A 19,016-nucleotide genomic window follows, 5' to 3' on the forward strand; every position below is an offset into this window, starting at 1 on the left:
ATCATTTTCCTATTTCACATTCGTGACTTTTCCTCTTAAGGAAATTACTTTGTTGAACGTTTCCGGCTTGCTAAACCTAATGTTCCGAGCAATGAGGCAATTCCTAAGCCAATAATTGCTACTGAATCACTATTTCCCGTTTGCGGTAGGCTGTTCACACTCACTTTCGTCTTCGTAGTCGATTTCTTCTGCAGAGCAGAAGCGCGCTGAGCCACATTCTGGCGGGATATGGCAGCTGGTGTTTCTTGCGCATGGACAACTACTGGTCGCGTCTCTTCAGGATGCTCATTAGCAACTGGTCGTGTTGGTTCAGTTGGATGAACGGGTTCTGAAGGTTTAGTTGGCTGAGTCGGTTGCGGATCGGCAGCATAGGTCACCAGTATCTGAATATCTGGTGAAGTATGTGTAATCCCGGTTTGCGCCTTAACCTGGTTAGTCGCGGTATCTAAAACATCATTACCATGGTCATCGGTTGCTGCTACAACGTGGTAACCATTGATTTGTGGATTAGCAACACTCGCAAAACTACCGTTATCCTCTTCACCGGTAGCAAGCTTCCAGCCACTAATGATATCTTGATTTGTGACAAGGTCACGATAGCCAGTACCGTTAAAACTCAATGTCATCTTGTGGGGCGTTGCCAGCTGGTGCCCTTTTTGGTCTTGGTAGTTAACCGTTTCTGCCACCGTCCGCTGGTGTTGAGCACTTAACAGACCATGGGCATGGGTAAAGTGAATCGTGAAACTCTGATCGGCATCCGTAAAGTTACCAAAGAGGGTTTGCCAGTTCGTAACGGTGGCACCAGCAATTTGCTGAGCATCCACTGTTGCTAATACCATCAACGCAGTCGTAGCCGGTGTATCGTTCGTCACATTTGCCAATACATAATGCTGCTTAGCAAGTTGATCGACAATTGATTGAACATCACCAAAATCAATTGGTTTACCAGCTTCACCATTAACGGCAATGGCTGGGTGAATGGAGCTCCCCGTCTCATCATCGACAAAGTTTAAATTGGCCTGCTGATTTTCGGCATAATAGACAGTTACTCCAACATCATCTGAGTTTGGCGTCATCACCATTGCACGAACGTTCTGACCGTCAACTTGATCAGGAGTAGAACTCTCAACAGTTGAAACATGATAGCCAGCAATCTTCGGCGACGTTACTGCTTTAAAGTTGGCATCCCCGGTAGTCACCTTCCACGTGTAATCACTAGTGTGGTTAGTAACCAAGTCACGTTGAGCAGTCCCCGTAAACGTAACCGTTTGTTCGACTGAATTAGCTGCAGATTTACCATTCGCAAAGAAGTAATTGATTGCCCGGGTCTTAGCGGTCGTCTTAGTAACACTCTGGAGATCATGTTTCAAGTGAACTGTGAAGCAATTCTTCTGGTTATCTACTTGATACTTTGGACTATTATTAAAGTCTTTGCTAACCAAAATATAGTGTTGTTTTTGGTAGTCCGCAATTTGTTGAGTGGGATCGTTCTTAAAATTGATTAGTGAATTATATGAACCAGTGGCACGATCTGTGTTTAACGTCTTCACAGTCGTATCATCAACATACTTAATTTGGGCCGTTTGCTCATTAGCCGTGTAAATAACATAGTACGTGTCAGTTTCTTGTGCACCATCTTTCAAATCAGTTGGCTTTGGTGCGTCAACGTAATCATGGTTAGCAGTGTAACCCGTGATTGTCGGCGATACTACCTTAGTAAAGGTACTATCAGCCTGCCAGTCGCCATCACCAGTTTTAGTATAGTTAACAGTCTTCTTAAATGACGGACTGGCATCTTCACCAGTTTTATTACCAAACTTATAGTAAATAACCTCAGTAACACTCGCCGTTTGTTGAACCGGTTGGTCTTTTTGAACGTAAATAATGAATTCGTGTGGTTGGTTCTTACCAGCAGTTCCAAAACTAAAGTCCGCTAGTTTATCCGGATCAAAGTTTGTTAAGACCGCTTCTTGACCATTGTGCACACTCACCGCTTTTACAAAGTGATACCCTTTCAGGCCATCGTAAACGGTTTGCCCACCTTCGAACTTAACCGTCGCGCCAGTCGCGCCTTGGTATGAAACATCATTGGCCACGGCCTGACCTGAATCAATATCTTTGAAACTGAGTGTATTGGTGACGAGGTCGGCTGCCGAGCCTCCACCATCAACGGTATTGTTACCATCATAAGCAATGCCAGCAGTCCATGGCGCCCCAAATTGTCCAGAGTAATCTTTGGGTTGACCATTTTGATATGAAACAAATTGGGGCAAGGCGACCGGAAGAGTCTGCAGAGCCTTCATCAAAGCTGTATTATTCGTTTTCGCACCATTATACGTACCTGTTGCTACCGTTTTGGCTGCTGCCATATCTTGATCATAGGAAGTAATCCCATCTGGCATGGTAAAGTTATTGGCAGAAGCTGTAACGACAGGTACTGAACCCTTCAAAACAATCTTCGGGTTCTTTTCTGGTTCCAAGTTGGTCAATTTAACGTGCCAAATCGCCGTCTCTTGATTTGGATTCTTGGCGTCAGTGGTGACCGTCATTGTAACTGTCGCCTTAATTTTTGGTTTTTCACCAGCCTTACTGTTCATTTTGACATAGGTTTGTCCATCATTAACGACTTCATTTGCCAACGATTGCTGGTCATTTGCCGCAACTGACTTTTCAATTGCCCTTTCTAAATCATTGGCGCTGGTAAAGGTAAAATTAATCTGTCCAGTTGGGTCCTTATTAATGGTTGTCCGAATGTCAAATTCGTCACCCAAGTCCTTGGTTGAGAGGCTGGCATTTTGAACGTTATTCCACTGAGTGTTGATTCGCACATCACCCTTCTGATTCCACGTCCGGTTAGTAGAATAGGAGGTCCCAGCACCGATTTGTGCGTTACCAACCCCAATTGGTTGCGCAGTATAAATGTATTGCCCATTGACGGTAAAGCCACTGGCCATCGTTTGGCCATTAATGGTGACGTCATTGGTTGGCGTGTACTTAAATTGAGTGTGATCTTTCTCTGGATCAGTGGTAGTTTGATAAACATAGTTTGATTGCCAATTATTCAAAGAAGCCTGCTGACCATTAGCACCCCACTTTAATTGGAGGGTAAAGGTTGGGTTGTTAAGCAAGCCAAGTTGGTTGTCAAAAACTAATCGGTAGTAATCACCCATGTTATAAACAGTTCCAACATTGGCAACCTTAAATTCTTTAGCCAGATTATGGTCATAAGCAACGTACTTGGTTGCGCCAGTTTGCCCATCATGGTAAGGAATCCCGAGGTGGAAATCAATATAATCGCCATTTTGAACCGTCCCGGTAACTTGAATAGTTGGGTCAATTTCTTCATACCCCGCCTGGCCAGTTTGAGTCGCATCAACTTTATTAGACTTAACACCGGTAACCTTGTAATTACCCGCAGCTAGTTGCTGTGCTCCGGGTACGATTGTATAGGCAGGCTTGGAATCATTATCCCACCACTGGACGTTATTAAAACTTGTTAGGTCACGAACATACGTGTAAGTAGTCCCATTTTTAAGCGTGATTGTGCCCGTACCACCTCCAGTGCCACTTTCGCCAGTGGCATTCATGTGGTCATTAAGGGGCATTAGTAATGGTGACCACTGGTTATATAAAGTGTATGCACCGCCCGCCGTTGCTAATGGGCTGATAGTGGCAGAAATATTTAAGGGTGCACTATAGCTGGGGGTCTGCGCTAAAGTCAGCATAAACGTTCGCTCGCCATTTGGACCAACTAAACCCAAATCTTGCAGTTGGTAACCTAAAGCGGCATCACGACGGTTTGGTGTGAGAGTTTGCGTATCAAAGCCCGCTGGAATCATAATTAAATATTTGCTAGATCCCTGAAAGTCAGTAGAGTTGGCAACATTTGTCCCACCCCAGCTTTGAATTACATAGTTAATTGTCGATTGGTCACCGGCCTTATATTGAGCATCGACCGCATTTCCCGTCCACTTTTTAGCAGTATTATTTGGTTCCCAATTAGTCATTCCAGAAAAGGTTGGCGTTGTCACGTCTTGCGTCTTGTTTTCTGTAACTGCCTGCACGGTTGCTGGCTGAGTGGTAGTCGTTTGGAGCGTAGTTGTCCCCAGTTGATGATCATTTTTAGATAAATCATTGTCATAATTGATCGTTCGATCATTTGTAATTGGCGTTGGTTGAACCTGCTGTGCGACAGGTGTAGCTGTCGGTGTTGATGACTGATTAACCGCGGCATGTGCCGTCCCAATCATAAAGGTGGTTCCTAAAAGGACAGATGCGACCCCGATCGTCAGTTTTCGTAAGCCGAACCGTTGGTGTTGCTGGGCATTTCTTTCACCCAGTAACCGTAAATTATTTTTTGAGAGCATTACTGGTCTCCTCCCTTTGAAATGCGTAATTACTTATTCATTGATAATTATAGTTCTATTAATTAAATTGTAAAGCATTACTATCATTATGAAAGGGGCGGTACCATCAATCATTTCATCCACTTCAAACATAATAAAAGAGCCCCATTGTCCGGCGTTACCGAACTCTGAAACTCTCACATTTTCTTAATCTTCAATTGTTACCTTGGTGCCAACCGGCAAATGTTCCATCATCCATTGGGCATCAGCCACTGATAGGCGGACACACCCATGGGAGCCAGTTGACTTACCGAGTTTTTTGGCTTCTTTAAGGTTGTATGAACCATCCGCACTGGTGGGGACACTATGAAATAGGTACTCACCATGATTCAGCCACGAAACATAATAATTAGCGCCCTCATTTAAACTGCTATTAAAAAAGTTGGCGCCCCGTTCAGCCTGAACATAAAAGGTTCCCGTCGGCGTATCACTAGTCTGCCTACCTGTTTGCGCATCACGGTGGTAATTCCCCGCCGAACTATACATAGTGTAAATAACCTTTTTGCCATCCCGCAGATAGGTTCGGTTCTTTTTGATCTTAACTAAGACGTTAAAATTTTTAACCTTCGTTAAATCGGGGTATGGTTTTGTTTCCGATGACTTTTTCCAGTTAATAGGACGGCGCATCGATCGCTCGACCGCTGCCTGTTGATGATGTTTTGAGTGGTGACTGCGCGGCGTTTTTTCATTAGCAGTTTGACTGGTCCGGCTTTTCGCAACATGGGAAGCTTGATGAGTCAACGGTCGTACCGCGCCAGAGTAAAGCACTACCACACAGAAGCAGCAGTAAATTAGATTTTTCTTCCAGTTTGTCATAGAATAAACAACTTTCTTATTATTTCTGAATATGTGATAATTGATATACGTTATTCAATTTTATGAAAGTATTTTCGTTTGTCAATCGGAGTCCCATACAATGCGTGAAAATTTAAAAATCTCTTACTTAACCGCCATCATTTTCTTTATTATTACCGTAATTTTAGCTAATTTAAACTAGGATGAATTAAATGAAAAACTATCTAATTAGAACTTGGTACTACATTTTAAACCACCACTGGGCAAAAGATATTTTACGAGCGAATCTCTTATATCTAATTCTCGTAATTCTTTTTGAAGTGATTCATTTTCACCTGCATCCCATCAGTGGCGGATTATTCTTTCGAATGTTGATCGTCTTGAACATTTGTCAGTTCTTTAAGGCGGGGTTGGATTACATTGGTAAGTGACATTGGATTCATTAAATAAAGCAGCAACAGGAATTCCTGTTGCTGCTTTTTAAACTTAATAAGACTCTTAAAGTACGAAAACTATTCGTACTCGATTGTCGAAGGCGGCTTACTCGTGACATCATAAAGGATCCGGTTAACGTGCTCTACTTCGTTAACGATCCGAACCGAAATCTTTTGTAAGACGTCCCATGGAATCTTCGCAAAGTCAGCGGTCATCCCATCAATCGAGGTTACCGCCCGAATAGCAACGGCGTAGTCATAAGTCCGACCATCACCCATGACACCAACTGAACGGATTCCCGGCAGAACCGTAAAGTATTGCCAAATTTTTTCGTCCAAGCCAGCCTTAGCAATTTCTTCACGTAAAATGGCGTCACTCTCTCGAACAATCTCCAACTTCTCCGGAGTGATTTCACCAATTACCCGAATTCCTAATCCGGGGCCAGGGAATGGTTGCCGCCATACTAATTCATGCGGAATTCCTATTTTTTCACCAAGCTCACGCGTTTCATCTTTAAAGAGACTCCGGAGTGGTTCAATCAGCTTAAACCCAAGCTTCTTTGGTAATCCACCAACATTGTGATGAGACTTGATCGTTTGTGCAGTGTCCGTCCCGGATTCGATTACATCGGTATATAGCGTTCCTTGGGCCAAGAATTCAGCGTCATCCATCTTCTTGGCTTCTTCGTTAAAGACTTCAACGAACTCTTTACCAATAATCTTCCGCTTTTGCTCTGGATCAGTAACACCCTTAAGCTTACCCAAGAAACGGTCGCTCGCATCGACCTTGATGATGTTGACCCCTAAGTCACGGCTCAAAGCATTCATCACTTGATCCGCTTCATTCTTCCGAAGTAGACCATGATCAACAAAGATACAAGTCAGCTGATCACCAATGGCTTTATGCAGCAAGACTGCGGTCACACTAGAATCAACCCCACCGGAAAGACCCAAGATGACCTTTTTGTCGCCAACTTCTTCACGAATCTTGTCGACTTGCATGTCAATAAAGTCATCCATCGACCAGTTAGCTTCCGCACCACAAACACCAAAGGCAAAGTTCTTTAAAATATCTAAGCCATACTCAGTGTTCCGAACTTCAGTATGGAATTGAAGACCGTATAATTTGCGATCATCATCCGCCATCGCCGCGATTGGACAATTCTTGCTGGTTGCTGTAACAGTAAAACCATCTGGCACCTTTGTGACCCGATCACCATGACTCATCCATACAAACTGTTTGTCTGGCAAGTCCTTAAACATCGCTGCTTGTGCATCTGTTACTTCAATATCTGCCCGGCCGTATTCAGAATCATCTGCTGATTCAACCTTACCGCCCAGATCATACGCCATCAATTGCATCCCGTAACAAATACCTAAAATCGGAATCCCCAACTGATAAATTTCTGGGTCTACCTTAAAGGCATCCTTTGCATAAACGGAATTTGGCCCACCAGAGAAAATAATCCCTTTTGGCTTCAACTTCTTGATTTCTTCCGCACTGACCTTATGCGACATCAGCTCTGAGTATATCCCAAAGTCACGAATTCGCCGGGTAATCAATTGGTTATATTGACTACCAAAGTCGAGCACTAAGATTTTATCAAAAGCATCTAAATCGATGTTCGCCACTTGTCCCACTCCTTTATATTGAATTCAAAACTTAAAACTATTGTACGGTGTTTACCCAAGCGGGTCAATACAAGCTTGGCCCCTTGTTTGGGATTTCCTAAATTCATCTTAAATCATCGTTCCGGTCATCGTAAAATGATTTTTCTTGGTATAATAATGCCAAATTAAAAGGGGAATCAGTATATGAATATTTATGGTGATTATGAAGATACACTCAATCAAGTCATGGAGGACCTTCTCGCCAAGATTCAACAATTAAATCAACAGGCGATCGACCTTCATCAACCTAAACTTTACGAACATCTGATTAGCCGGATTAAAACACCCGCCAGCATGGCAGAAAAATGCCAACGTAAAGGTTACCCCGTTACCACTACTTCCGCCCTGCGTAAGTGTAAAGATGCAATTGGGGTCAGAATTGTCTGCAACTTCATTGATGATATTGACCACTGCCTTAGCCTTCTGCGCAAAGCAGATTGGTGCTCAATTGTGAAAGAAAAAGATTATATTACTAACGCAAATCCGAATGGCTACCGTAGCTATCACGTCATTTTGGATCTCACGACTCCATACCAAGATATTGATGGTCAAGTTCCCGGTCACTTTTTCGCAGAGATTCAGCTCCGCACCATTGCGATGGATTCCTGGGCCAGTCTTGAGCATGAAATGAAATACAAACATAATATTCAAAACGCCGCACGGATTGGGAAAGAATTAAAACGGTGTGCAGATCAGCTCACCTCGTGTGACGTTCAGATGCAAACCATTCGGCAATTAATTAACGAAAGCAAGTAGCAGGTGAGTAACATGAGAATTTTATTAGCGGAAGATGAAGCCCAATTATCCCGTGTCCTGACCATGGCGATGACCAACGCGGGTTACCACGTTGACCACGCTGAAAATGGCCAACGTGCCGTGGACTTGGCCAAGGACAACGCCTATGATGTCATGATTTTTGATATTATGATGCCGGTTAAAACCGGCCTCGAAGCCCTGAAAGAAATCCGGGCCACAGGAGATCGAACCTACGTGATGATGTTGACGGCCATGTCTGAAGTCGATGACAAAGTAACTGGTCTCGACGCTGGTGCCGATGACTATATGACCAAACCTTTTTCCCTTAAGGAACTGTTAGCACGATTGCGTTCACTCGAACGGCGTAATGAAGGACTCGACCAGGACGTTCTGCAATTTGGCGACTTGACCATTGATAACAATCAGCAAACCTTGGTCAGCAATAACTCAATTAGCCTTACTAGCAAGGAGGCTCGCCTTCTGCAATACCTCATTTTAAATGCCAACAAACAGCTATCTATCACTGAACTTCTCAACCATACTTGGGATGACGATGATGAAACCGCAGATACGGAAGACGTTTGGTTCACCATTTCCTACCTCCGCCGTAAGCTCGAGTCGGTCGGTTCGACAGTTACCATTACTGGAGATAAAACGGGACCATTTACCATTACTCAATAGTTAAGGAGTGATTCCATGATTCGGCACTTTCAAAGAAAATTTATTGTAGTTTCGACAACCGCGCTCGTGGTTGTTTTATTTACCATTATTGGCAGTATCTCGGCAATTGTTTTTACCCACTCGCAAAATGAAGTCAATGCCATCCTAAATATGCTGGTCGAAAATGACGGTAAATTGCAAAATAATAAGGTACCCCAGCAACCACGCGGCTTCTTTAGTTCCCGTTTGACACGGGAAGGAATGTTTCAATACCGCTACTTTAGCGCCCAGATTCCCGCGAACCAAGATCCCATCCGGGTTGATAACCAACATATTCTAACTGTTCAGCCCCCTGCCATTAAGAAATTAGCCCGGCGCGTGATTAAACGGTCAAATAAACGGGGCGTGATTACCTATCGGGGAACCCGTTATGCTTACCGAATCAAACAAAGTCAGCGGGCCACCCAAGTCGTTTTCTTGGATGAATCCCTGCTAATGTCTGAGGCCCACGAAATTCTGCGAGTCAGTATTTTACTTGGCATGATCGTATTGGTACTCTATACAACAGTTCTCATTGCCTTTTCCAAGCGTGCCATCAAGCCCATCATCGAAGCTGAACATCGTCAGCGAGAGTTTATTACGAATGCTGGTCACGAGTTAAAAACCCCGTTAACCGTCATTTCCGCAAATACAGAAATGCAGGAATTGACCACTGGCGAAAATGAATGGACACAAAGTACCCGCGATCAAGTCACGCGCCTCACTCGGCTCATCAATAACTTAATCTCGTTAGCCAGGATTCAAGAACAACCAACAATCGAGATTACCAGTGTGAACATCAGTGAGATCAGTCAACGGGTTGCTGATAGTTTCAAGAGTGTGGCGATGCAAAACAACCAAAAGTTTCAAGTTCATATTCAGCCACACCTTCATGCCCAAGCAGAAGAATCTCGACTAGAAGAATTAATCAACATTCTCCTTGATAACGCCAATAAATATTGCGATCCTGAGGGCGTGATTAAACTAAATTTACGTAAAGCCAAGCGTTCTAAAAACGTTGTTTTAACAATTTCTAACTCCTATGCGGCAGGAAAAGACGTTAATTATAACAAGTTCTTTAACCGCTTCTACCGCGCTGATACAGCTCACCATATTCAATCCCAGAGCGGGTTTGGGATTGGCCTTTCCATGGCCCAACAAATCGTGACTCAATTTCACGGTAAAATTAAGGCATCCTATCAATCTGGATTAATCAGTTTTGTCATTACATTCCGTGCATAAAAAAAGCAGGCAAACGCCTGCTTTTTTTAGTCTTCACGTAAATAAATGCGATCAATTTTATGATGATGAGTTTTATGTAAAATGATGTCCGCACGATTGCGGGTTGGCAAAATATAGTCTCGCAAGTTTGGCAAATCAACCTCATCCCACACCCGGCGGGCCATTGCGAAAGCATCTTCTCGTTTTCCCTTGGTATAAGGATAGTAATAGTTGTCCGGATTTTGAAATGCCGTTTCTAGTAACAAGCCAAACCGTTCGAGGTACCACTGCTTAACCAATTCAGCGTCCGCATCAACATAGATTGACCAGTCAAAAAAGTCACTAACGTAGAGGCGTTGGGTGGTCGGTAATTGTAAAACATTGATCCCTTCCACAATTAAAATATCTGGTTCTTCAATAATCTGTGGCTGGTCCGGCAAAATATCATAGGTATTGTGCGAATAAGTTGGTGCTTCAACCTTTGCTGCTCCGGCTTTCACATCATTCAAAAAGGTTAACAAACGCTCCATATCATATGACTCCGGAAAACCTTTCCGTGCCATTAAGCCGCGCTTTTTTAGCTCCGCATTTGAATAGAGAAAACCATCTGTCGTAATGAGTTCAACCTGCTGATCAGGCATCAAACGGTTGAGGAGAATCTGCAACAACCGCGCGGTCGTACTTTTCCCAACCGCCACCGAACCCGCAATTCCAATAATATAGGGAATCCGTCGGGACGGTTTTTTTAAGAACGTCAGCCGTTGAAGCTGCATTTGAATGTAATTCTGGTATTGAAGCTGAAGCAGTTTAATCAACGGCAAGTACACTTCTTGGACGTCATTGAGTGAAATCTGGTCATTCAGTGACTTGATTGCATCCAAATTTTCCTGCGTCAGCATGACCCGTTTGCTCGGAAAAAAACTGTGCCAGGTTGCCCGATCGAATTGGTCATAGTTAAGCCATTCATCCATAATTGTTGTTCCTCGAATCGTTAAATCAATAGCTATATTTTACCATTATTTGTTCATCAATGGTGGAATTTGCTTTTCTGAAGCCTTTTCGGTAGAATGTAGGACAAATTAGGAGGGATATTGTGTCACTTACTGCCCAAACAGTCAGTAAACACCTAACGGACTACGAACAAATCAAACAACTCTACCATGACTCTTTTCCAGTCAAGGAGCAGGTCAAGTGGTCTTGGTTGATGTGGAAAGCAAAGTCAAAATATGCAGAATTTCTGGCTTACTACGATGATAATCAACTGGTCGGTTTCAGCTATGTAATCCACCATCATCAACTCGACTTCTTATTCTTCTTGGCGGTTAATCCCAATCTACATTCACAAGGCTATGGTGGGCAAATCCTGGACTGGATCAACGCCAAACGACCTGAGGTCCCAATCGTCTTGGACGCGGAACCATTAAACGACCAAGCCGCCAACGCAGAACAACGGCGTCGGCGAATGGCTTTTTATCATAAGCACGGCTTTTATGATAGTCGTCACCGCGTCACTGAGGATGGTTTAACCTACGCTATTTTAACGAACCAGGATTTTAAACTGGCACAACTGATTGCTGCCTACCGGTGGTTCTTCCGCCCGTTTAATCATCGTCATCAACTTAAATTTGATCAATTATAAAAAGGCATTCTCGCTTCGAGAATGCCTTTATTAATTATTTAGGGAATTTCCGGTTAGTACTATTTTGGAGCTCTGGTGCATCGGTGGTGTAATCATCAAGGGTTGATTTACCACCGTTCTGTGCCCGAACGCTATTCTTCCGTTTCTTATCGGTCTTTAGCTTCTTCAAAGCCTTCTTCAGGTTGTAAGAATACTCTTTCTTATTAACTTTCTTAAATCCCGGAAGTTTGTAGAACCGTAACAGATCCCCATTCATTACCTTATCTGAAAGTCCAAGATCAGTTGTAACCCACTTTTGGATCCTGTCGACTGTGGCCTTTTGACTCTTTGATAAGTGCTTAATTTGTTTCCCACTCTTGGTGTAATAGTAATCGCCATTGTACTTAGTATACTTTGGTGTGACCCAATCACCATTCCGGAACGGTACAATTTGCTTATTCTGCTTAGACAAGAGGTCCTGACCAAATTGAATATACTTATTGGAACTAATCCCTAACAAGTCTTCCAACGTTGGTAAGACATCAATTTCACCACCATACGTGTGGTTAACGCCCCTTTGCAGGCCCTCCATATTAATCATAAATGGCACCTTTTGGAACATCGCCAAATCATAATTATTAACGGACTTCTTTCCAGACAACTTAGCAATTGCCGGTTGGTGATTGTTAGAAATCCCGTAGTGATCTCCGTATAGAACCAGGACACTATTCTTCCGAAGCCCCGTCTTATCCAGATAGTTCAATAATTCCCCAACAGACTGGTCCAGATAGTGAGCAGTTTGCACGTATGGATCAACCGTATCGTCACCAGTTTTGAGGGCATCAATTGTCTTATTCTTTTTGTCCAGCAAGTATGGATAGTGGTTCGTAACCGTAATCAGCTTAGCGTAGAACGGTTGTGGCAATTGATCCAGGTAGTTGACTGAATCTTTGAGGAAGATCTTATCCTTCATCCCATACCCGATTTCACCATTCTTCGTGGTTGGGTAGTATTCCTTGCTAAAGAAGTAGTCGTAACCAAAGGACTTATAGGCATTATCCCGGTTCCAGAAACTTGGGACATCCCCGTGGAACGATGCAGTTGTATAACCCAATTTCTGATGAAGAAGAGCCGGTGCAGATTGGAATGTATTCGTCGTTCCGTCAGTTACCATGGCCGAACCTTCTGGCAAACCAAATAATGAGTTTTCCAACATCATTTCAGCATCCGCGGTCTTCCCTTGACCAACTTGGTGGAAGAAATTATCAAAAGACAAAGTATTTGCCGAGTGATACAGCTTGTTAATATTTGGTGTCACTTCTTGACCATTAACTTTGTAGTCGATTAAAAATTGCTGGAAACTCTCCAAGTGAATAATAATAATATTCTTCCCCTTGGCTTTACCATAGTATTGCATGTTTGGCCCAGCATAATTCTTCTTAATCCAGCGTTGGACAGGCGCCATGTCCTTCTTGCTGGCCTGAGCTTTAATCGCACTATTATGCGTCGTTTTAATTCCATCGTAGACCGTATAAGCTTCCAGCCCGAGGTACTTAACGATATAGTTGTTATCAAAGGTTCTCGTCAACAGTTGACTTCGGTTGCCCTCGGCCATACCGAGGTTGGCACCAAAGAGTGCAAAACCAATCACCGTAATAGTAGCGGCATAGCGAATCTTGAAATACCGCATATCTACCCGCAGGACGTGGAACAATAAAATCAGGATCACCACGATCACGTCCAGATAAACGCAGAAGTCACTTGGCCGCATAATCCCCAAGAAACTCTTCCCGAGGTTATTGGAAGTGGCCCCACTACCCTTAATAACATTAAAAGTAATAAAATCCGAAAATTCCCGGTAATACAGGATATTGGCAAATAACCAGGTCGAGAGCAAAAAATTAATGATACTCATCAACCAGTAAGACAGTCGTCCCCGGAAATACAAGGCAATCCCAAGTAAAATAATCGCGGCTGGCAGTGTATTAAAGGCTAGCAAGAATTCTTGAACGCCACCTTTAACCCCTAAGTTGAACTTAGTTTTATACGCCCAATAACTTTTGACCGCGAATAGCAGTACTGAAAATATGAAAAAGCCTAATTTGGTATTTAGGCCGCGCCTAATCTTTTTCAACGCTGTGTTCATTGAAGTTCTTCCTCCGTCATCTTTTTCAACATTTACCATCATACCCTAAACTAGCGGATCCGCAACGCTCTTCTCACGGTCTTTGCCAAAAGTTTAAGAATTGTCACGAATTGTGTAGAGGGATGGGGTGACTCGATCAAGTAAGTGGGTCGGCTGATGAACCGCTGTAATCACCAGTGCGTGCATTGCCCGTGAAGCAATCGTGTAGAGCAACTGCCGCTCATCGTCCGAAGAATACTTGTGATCGTTAGCGTTCCAAACAACAACCGCGTCAAATTCCAACCCTTTCGCCAAGTAAGATGGGACAACAATGATGCCATCCACCAGACGTTGGTTCTCTGTCCGGATCAGAGTATTGTCAATTCCCTGCTTCTTTAAAGCGGTCGCAATTTGTTCACTGTCTGATAAGGTTTTCCCAATGACCGCAATTTTATCGTGTTCTTTTTGGTACTGTTGCAAGCTTGTAATCACGTCCTGTACGGCTGCCGTTTCATCCTTACTAATGATCACTTCCGGTAATTCACCAGGCCGTTCAAACGCTTCAATGGCTTCCCCATCTAATAATATTTCCCGGGTAAAGTCGGTAATTTGTTTCGTTGAGCGGTAAGACTTCGTCAATTGAACAACCTTTGTCTTTTCTGGATCAAACATCGTTCCCAATTCCTTCAACAAAGTCTTACTATTTTCATGGGTAAAGATAGCCTGATTCAAATCCCCCAGCAACGTAAATTTGGCACGCGGGAAACAGAACTTCAGGTATGCCAATTGAAAAGCATCATAGTCTTGAACTTCATCAACAAAAACGTAGCGAATTTCCCGTTCCCCGCGCTTACCAGTCAGCAAGTCATACAAGTATAGGTAGACGGAAATGCCATTTGCGCTAATCCGACGGTTCTTTAATGCTGCTACTTGTTGGTCCACGTAACGTGTCCATTCATCCGGAGTAATCCTATATTTAGCAAGGTTAATGATCTTCGGTGTTACCCGTAGAAGGTGGACATACTGAGCATTAATATTTAACCACCGATTATGATCAATGGCTCGCTTAATCGGCTTAAAGGCATTGATAACAATCATTCGGGATAAGAAGCGATATTCCTCGTTATCATTAGCGAACGCCTTGGGGTGTTGTGCATATAAAGCATTCAGCTCTTCCTTGCTCATGCTTTGAATTTGTTCTTCAACCCATTTAGCACGCATTTCAGAACTAATCCGACGGTTGAGGTACTTGGTCAATTCTTCCTTAGTTCCATCTAACCGATTGCCAAGTTTGTAAGTACGATTAAAGGAGTAATAGATTTCCTTAATCTTTTCTTTTGGCACAAATACCTGCTTGCCAAACATCAGATTACGAAAACGTAAGTGCTGATCAGTACCTAAGCGTTTGGCATAATTGGTGACAGCGTGGAAATAATCTAAACTGCTAAGCAAACGGACTGCCCGATCGTTTAAATCTTGATCACTCTGTTCAAACCGTTCCTTCAGAGTCGCCACCTTTAAGCGTGGCACTCGCCGGTTCACGTATTGGTAGTAGGTTAACTGAACCATGTTTTGTTCACCCAGTTCGGGCAACACTTGGTCAATGTAGTCATTAAAAAGCTGGTTAGGACTAAATAGCACCACCTGTGATGCTGATAAGTTGCCCCGGTAACGGTACAAAAGCCATGCCACCCGCTGTAATACGGCCGCTGTCTTACCAGAACCTGCAGCCCCTTGAACAAAGAGCAAGTCATCCTTGGTGTTTCTGATAATCGCGTTTTGGGCCTTTTGGATCGTCGATACAATACTCTTCATCTTGGTACTGGAGTGGTTGCTTAATGCTGAGAGCAGCATTTGATCAGTCACCGCTTCGTCCGTATCGTATAAGGTCACAATGGTGCCATCTTCAATTTGAAACTGCCGCTTAAGTTGGACATTGACCGTTTCTTGACCATCCGGCGTATCGTAGGACACATCACCAAGTTCACCATCATAGTAGATTGAAGAGATCGGCGCCCGCCAATCATATACCAAAAAGTGGTCTGGTTGGTCAGAGAATGAGGCTAAACCAATGTAAATTGTTTCTGGCTGACCACCCTTTTTTTCTTGAAAATCAATTCGTGCAAAGTACGGTTTGGCTTCCAAACGTTGAAGTGTCGACAAATGGTCTGCGGCGTGCTGCCAGCTGTTCTCCCGTTCATCCAACATTTGTTGCTGTGCTCGCACGGACATTGCGGTATCCATCATGCCCGAATAAGTCGTCGTATTCATGTGGATTGTGTCAAACTGCTTGCTCAGGTTATTAATATCCTTTTTAGCGGTTGAAATGTTTTTCGCAGCCTTTTGCTCAGCTTTTTTAATCTCTTCCACCACGTGGTCGAGATGGGCCTGTTCTTTTTCAATAATTTGTTCTGCCACAATCCATGCTCCCTTACGTATTTTTAATTTATCTATTATATCATTTTGTCAACAACGACAGACTGAAAAGCGTAAAAAAGTTATAAAGCTCGCCATCTTTTGACCTTTCTTGACAAAAGAAAGGTACAATTGAATTAGTATTACCGTTTAAAGGAGGCCGCCCAGATGGAACAATTAATCTATGGCTTAACGCACATTCCAGAAGTAATCATCCCAATTTTTAACGCGACTGGTGCGTGGGGCTACCTCATTTTGTTTCTAATCACCTTTATGGAAACTGGTCTGGTCATCTTTCCATGGCTTCCCGGTGAATCATTGATTTTCGTTGCCTCCTCACTGGCGGCCCTTAATACCAATTCCATCAAAATCAGCGTCCTGATTGCCGGCTTCTTTACGGCAGCCTTTATCGGTGACATCGTGAATTATACGATTGGCACACGGCTCATCAAGTGGCCCTGGCTACGTAAAAAGGTCATGGGACCTAACTGGCAAATGGCTCACGATTTCTTTGAACGCCATGGCATCGTGGCGGTAATTTTCGGTCGTTTTGTTCCGCTTATTCGGACCTTTGTCCCGCTCATTTCTGGCTCCGCTGGTTTTAAATTCTCCCGTTTCGTGGTGGGTAATTTTCTCGGCACCCTCCTCTGGGTTTTGCTGGCAGCCCTCGCTGGCTATTACCTTGGCACCATTCCGTTCGTTAAGGAGCACTTCTCAATGCTGCTCTTACTGCTCATTATCATTCTAATGTTACCAGCATTGATCTTAACCATTAACCGACTCCTGCGCCGACGGGTAATTAAAAAGCGGAATATGATCAAATAACTCCCCTGTAGTATGTTAAAATATTAATAATACTACGGTTGCAAAAGGAGGAGCACGATGGCAAATACCGTTTATTTTATTCGCCATGGCGAAACGTTTTTCAATAAGTATCACCGAATGCAAGGTTGGTCTGATACCCCGTTGACTAAAAAAGGATGGACCGACGCAGCTCAAGCAGGTCGTGCTCTTGCGGATTTAGATTTTGACTATCTCTTTAGCAGTGACCTCAAACGAACTGTGGATACCGCCAACATCATTCTCAAAAATCATCCGACGAAAAAAATTCAAGCACCGATTCAAGAGCCAGCCTTTCGTGAAGAGTTTTTTGGCTACTTTGAGGGCGCCGATGATGACCAAAGTGCGATCATGGTTGGTGCTCCTGAGAAGTTTATCAACTTTCGCGAAATCATTGCCAAGTATGGATTAACCAAGATGCAAAACATGATTGCCGAAAGTGATCCTTTCCATGATGCGGAAAATCACCAGCAGTTTTGGGCGCGCGTTGATAAAGGATTCGACCGCCTGCGTGCCCTTCCAGATGGCAGTGTAAGCGTGGTTGTTTCCCATGGTATGACTATTTCAGCAATCGTTGACCGGTTTGGTGACGGCGATTACTCTGAAGGACCGCTGAATGGTTCGATTACCAAACTAACTTTAACTAACGACTCAACCACCGTTGACTTTTATAATCAATTACAAATTCCAGATAAGTAAGGGGGGACTATACACATCAATGGATACCACCATACAAGCTGACGAAAAAGTGATCGTGACTGGTTTAAATACTGGTCAAGAAGACTATGACTATTCCATGACGGAATTGAAAGAACTTGCTCAAGCTAATCAAATGGATGTTGTCGACCGAATCGACCAAGTGCTCGATCGGCCAAATGCCGCCACCTACTTTGGTTCCGGTAAAATTGACGAAATTAAAAACATTGCGGCAGCTGAAGAAGCCACCACGGTGATTACCAATGACGAACTTTCACCAAGTCAACTCAGCAATCTCAATGATGAAGTGGGCGTCCGGGTCATTGACCGAACGGCACTGATCTTGGAAATTTTTGCCAAGCGGGCCCAAACTAAAGAGGCCAAGATTCAGGTCCAAATTGCACAATTGGAATACCAACTTCCCCGTCTGCACACGGCAGCAAACCAGCGTTTAGACCAGCAAACCGGTGGTGGTGCCGGCTTTGCCAACCGTGGTGCCGGAGAAACGCAAATTGAAATGGACCGGCGGGTCATTCAAAAACACATTAGCCACCTCCGCCACGAGTTAAAAGAAATTAATAAATCCGAAGCCACAAAGCGCGCTTTACGCGACAAGAGCGCCATCCCAACCGCCGCCCTCGTCGGCTACACTAACGCTGGAAAATCCACGTTGATGAATAAGATGATTGAACGGTACGGTATTTCCCGGGAAAAGGAAGTTTTCGAAAAGGATATGCTCTTTGCCACGCTGGATACCAGTGTGCGCCAGTTAACGCTTCCCGATCAAAAACGGTTCATCCTTAGCGATACGGTTGGCTTCGTTTCCAAATTACCGACCCATTTAACCGAAGCCTTCAAATCAACTTTGACTGAAGCTGCCAAGGCAGACCTGCTAATCCAAATTATTGATTATTCCGATCCTCACCGAGACGAAATGATTAAAACGACGGAAAAAACGCTTCACCAAATTGGCATTGATAATATCCCAATGATTTACGTCTTTAATAAAGCTGATAAAACCGATTTTGAATATCCAACGATGGAGGGTGATGACCACCTTGTCATCTCGGCAAAGGATGAAAAATCACTGGACCTCTTCATTAAGACAATCAAGGATCACCTCTTCGATGACTACGTAGATGCCAAATTACTGATTCCATTCACGGACGGGCATGTCGTTTCCTACCTTAATGAACACGCCAATATTACTGATACCGATTATCAAAATGATGGGACATTACTGCAGGTTGAAATTAGTCCACGGGACTTGCAACGTTTTAGTCAGTATGTCGTAGAATAAAAGTAAGGGAGGCTGTGACACAAACCCGATTACTTTAATA

The 19,016-nt window shown here is 43.6% G+C and carries 14 protein-coding genes; 8 read left to right on the plus strand and 6 right to left on the minus strand.

The features are described from left to right. Nucleotides 1-44: 44 nt before the first annotated feature. Complete coding sequence (locus AC1EKL_RS07185; RefSeq protein ID WP_480189341.1) at nucleotides 45-4,367, minus strand: mucin-binding protein; 4,323 nt, start codon at nucleotides 4,365-4,367, stop codon at nucleotides 45-47. 186 nt (nucleotides 4,368-4,553) lie between these two features. After that, the gene (locus tag AC1EKL_RS07190; protein WP_480189342.1) at nucleotides 4,554-5,222 is read right to left on the minus strand and encodes a L,D-transpeptidase; all 669 of its coding nucleotides are present in this window, start codon (nucleotides 5,220-5,222) and stop codon (nucleotides 4,554-4,556) included. Nucleotides 5,223-5,413: 191 nt separating this feature from the next. Here AC1EKL_RS07190 and AC1EKL_RS07195 point away from each other — a divergent pair, with 191 nt between their 5' ends. After that, nucleotides 5,414-5,632 carry a hypothetical protein gene (locus AC1EKL_RS07195; RefSeq protein ID WP_480189343.1) on the plus strand — a complete coding sequence of 73 codons (219 nt, stop codon included), beginning with the start codon at nucleotides 5,414-5,416 and terminating at the stop codon, nucleotides 5,630-5,632. 81 nt (nucleotides 5,633-5,713) lie between these two features. Here the strand turns inward: AC1EKL_RS07195 and guaA are convergent, their stop codons facing one another. After that, nucleotides 5,714-7,267, minus strand: a complete 1,554-nt coding sequence (guaA, locus tag AC1EKL_RS07200; protein WP_480189344.1) for a glutamine-hydrolyzing GMP synthase — start codon at nucleotides 7,265-7,267, stop codon at nucleotides 5,714-5,716. A gap of 183 nt (nucleotides 7,268-7,450) precedes the next feature. Here guaA and AC1EKL_RS07205 point away from each other — a divergent pair, with 183 nt between their 5' ends. From AC1EKL_RS07205 to AC1EKL_RS07215, 3 genes are read left to right on the plus strand one after another with little or no spacing between them, the layout of a single operon-like run. Continuing rightward, a complete protein-coding gene (locus AC1EKL_RS07205; protein ID WP_480189345.1) occupies nucleotides 7,451-8,062 on the plus strand; it encodes a GTP pyrophosphokinase in 612 nt (203 codons plus the stop codon). Between the two features lie 12 nt (nucleotides 8,063-8,074). After that, nucleotides 8,075-8,743, plus strand: a complete 669-nt coding sequence (locus AC1EKL_RS07210) for a response regulator transcription factor (RefSeq protein WP_480189346.1) — start codon at nucleotides 8,075-8,077, stop codon at nucleotides 8,741-8,743. Nucleotides 8,744-8,758: 15 nt separating this feature from the next. Next, on the plus strand, nucleotides 8,759-10,003 hold the full coding sequence (locus AC1EKL_RS07215) for a sensor histidine kinase (protein ID WP_480189347.1): 1,245 nt from the start codon (nucleotides 8,759-8,761) through the stop codon (nucleotides 10,001-10,003). A 26-nt stretch (nucleotides 10,004-10,029) separates the two neighbouring features. Here AC1EKL_RS07215 and coaA read toward each other — a convergent pair whose 3' ends face one another. Continuing rightward, nucleotides 10,030-10,953: a type I pantothenate kinase gene (gene coaA, locus AC1EKL_RS07220; protein ID WP_480189348.1), complete on the minus strand. Its 924-nt coding sequence runs from the start codon at nucleotides 10,951-10,953 to the stop codon at nucleotides 10,030-10,032. 122 nt (nucleotides 10,954-11,075) lie between these two features. On the opposite strand from coaA, the gene AC1EKL_RS07225 reads away from it, so the two are divergent. Then, complete coding sequence (locus tag AC1EKL_RS07225; RefSeq protein ID WP_480189349.1) at nucleotides 11,076-11,621, plus strand: GNAT family N-acetyltransferase; 546 nt, start codon at nucleotides 11,076-11,078, stop codon at nucleotides 11,619-11,621. A 34-nt stretch (nucleotides 11,622-11,655) separates the two neighbouring features. Here AC1EKL_RS07225 and AC1EKL_RS07230 read toward each other — a convergent pair whose 3' ends face one another. Both AC1EKL_RS07230 and helD read right to left on the minus strand, forming a co-directional pair. Next, nucleotides 11,656-13,746, minus strand: coding sequence for an LTA synthase family protein (locus AC1EKL_RS07230; protein ID WP_480190261.1), 2,091 nt, complete (start codon nucleotides 13,744-13,746; stop codon nucleotides 11,656-11,658). Nucleotides 13,747-13,839: 93 nt separating this feature from the next. After that, nucleotides 13,840-16,143: an RNA polymerase recycling motor HelD gene (gene helD / locus AC1EKL_RS07235; protein WP_480189351.1), complete on the minus strand. Its 2,304-nt coding sequence runs from the start codon at nucleotides 16,141-16,143 to the stop codon at nucleotides 13,840-13,842. A gap of 165 nt (nucleotides 16,144-16,308) precedes the next feature. Between helD and AC1EKL_RS07240 the strand changes: the two genes are divergently transcribed. Genes AC1EKL_RS07240 through hflX form a run of 3 tightly spaced genes read left to right on the plus strand, consistent with a single transcriptional unit; the run spans nucleotide 16,309 to nucleotide 18,976 of the window. Continuing rightward, a complete protein-coding gene (locus tag AC1EKL_RS07240; RefSeq protein WP_480189352.1) occupies nucleotides 16,309-16,965 on the plus strand; it encodes a VTT domain-containing protein in 657 nt (218 codons plus the stop codon). A gap of 57 nt (nucleotides 16,966-17,022) precedes the next feature. Then, nucleotides 17,023-17,679, plus strand: a complete 657-nt coding sequence (locus tag AC1EKL_RS07245; protein ID WP_480189353.1) for a histidine phosphatase family protein — start codon at nucleotides 17,023-17,025, stop codon at nucleotides 17,677-17,679. A gap of 19 nt (nucleotides 17,680-17,698) precedes the next feature. Further along, nucleotides 17,699-18,976, plus strand: coding sequence for a GTPase HflX (gene hflX, locus AC1EKL_RS07250; protein ID WP_480189354.1), 1,278 nt, complete (start codon nucleotides 17,699-17,701; stop codon nucleotides 18,974-18,976). Nucleotides 18,977-19,016 lie beyond the last annotated feature (40 nt).

This window comes from Limosilactobacillus sp. C0001E2, assembly GCF_056590915.1.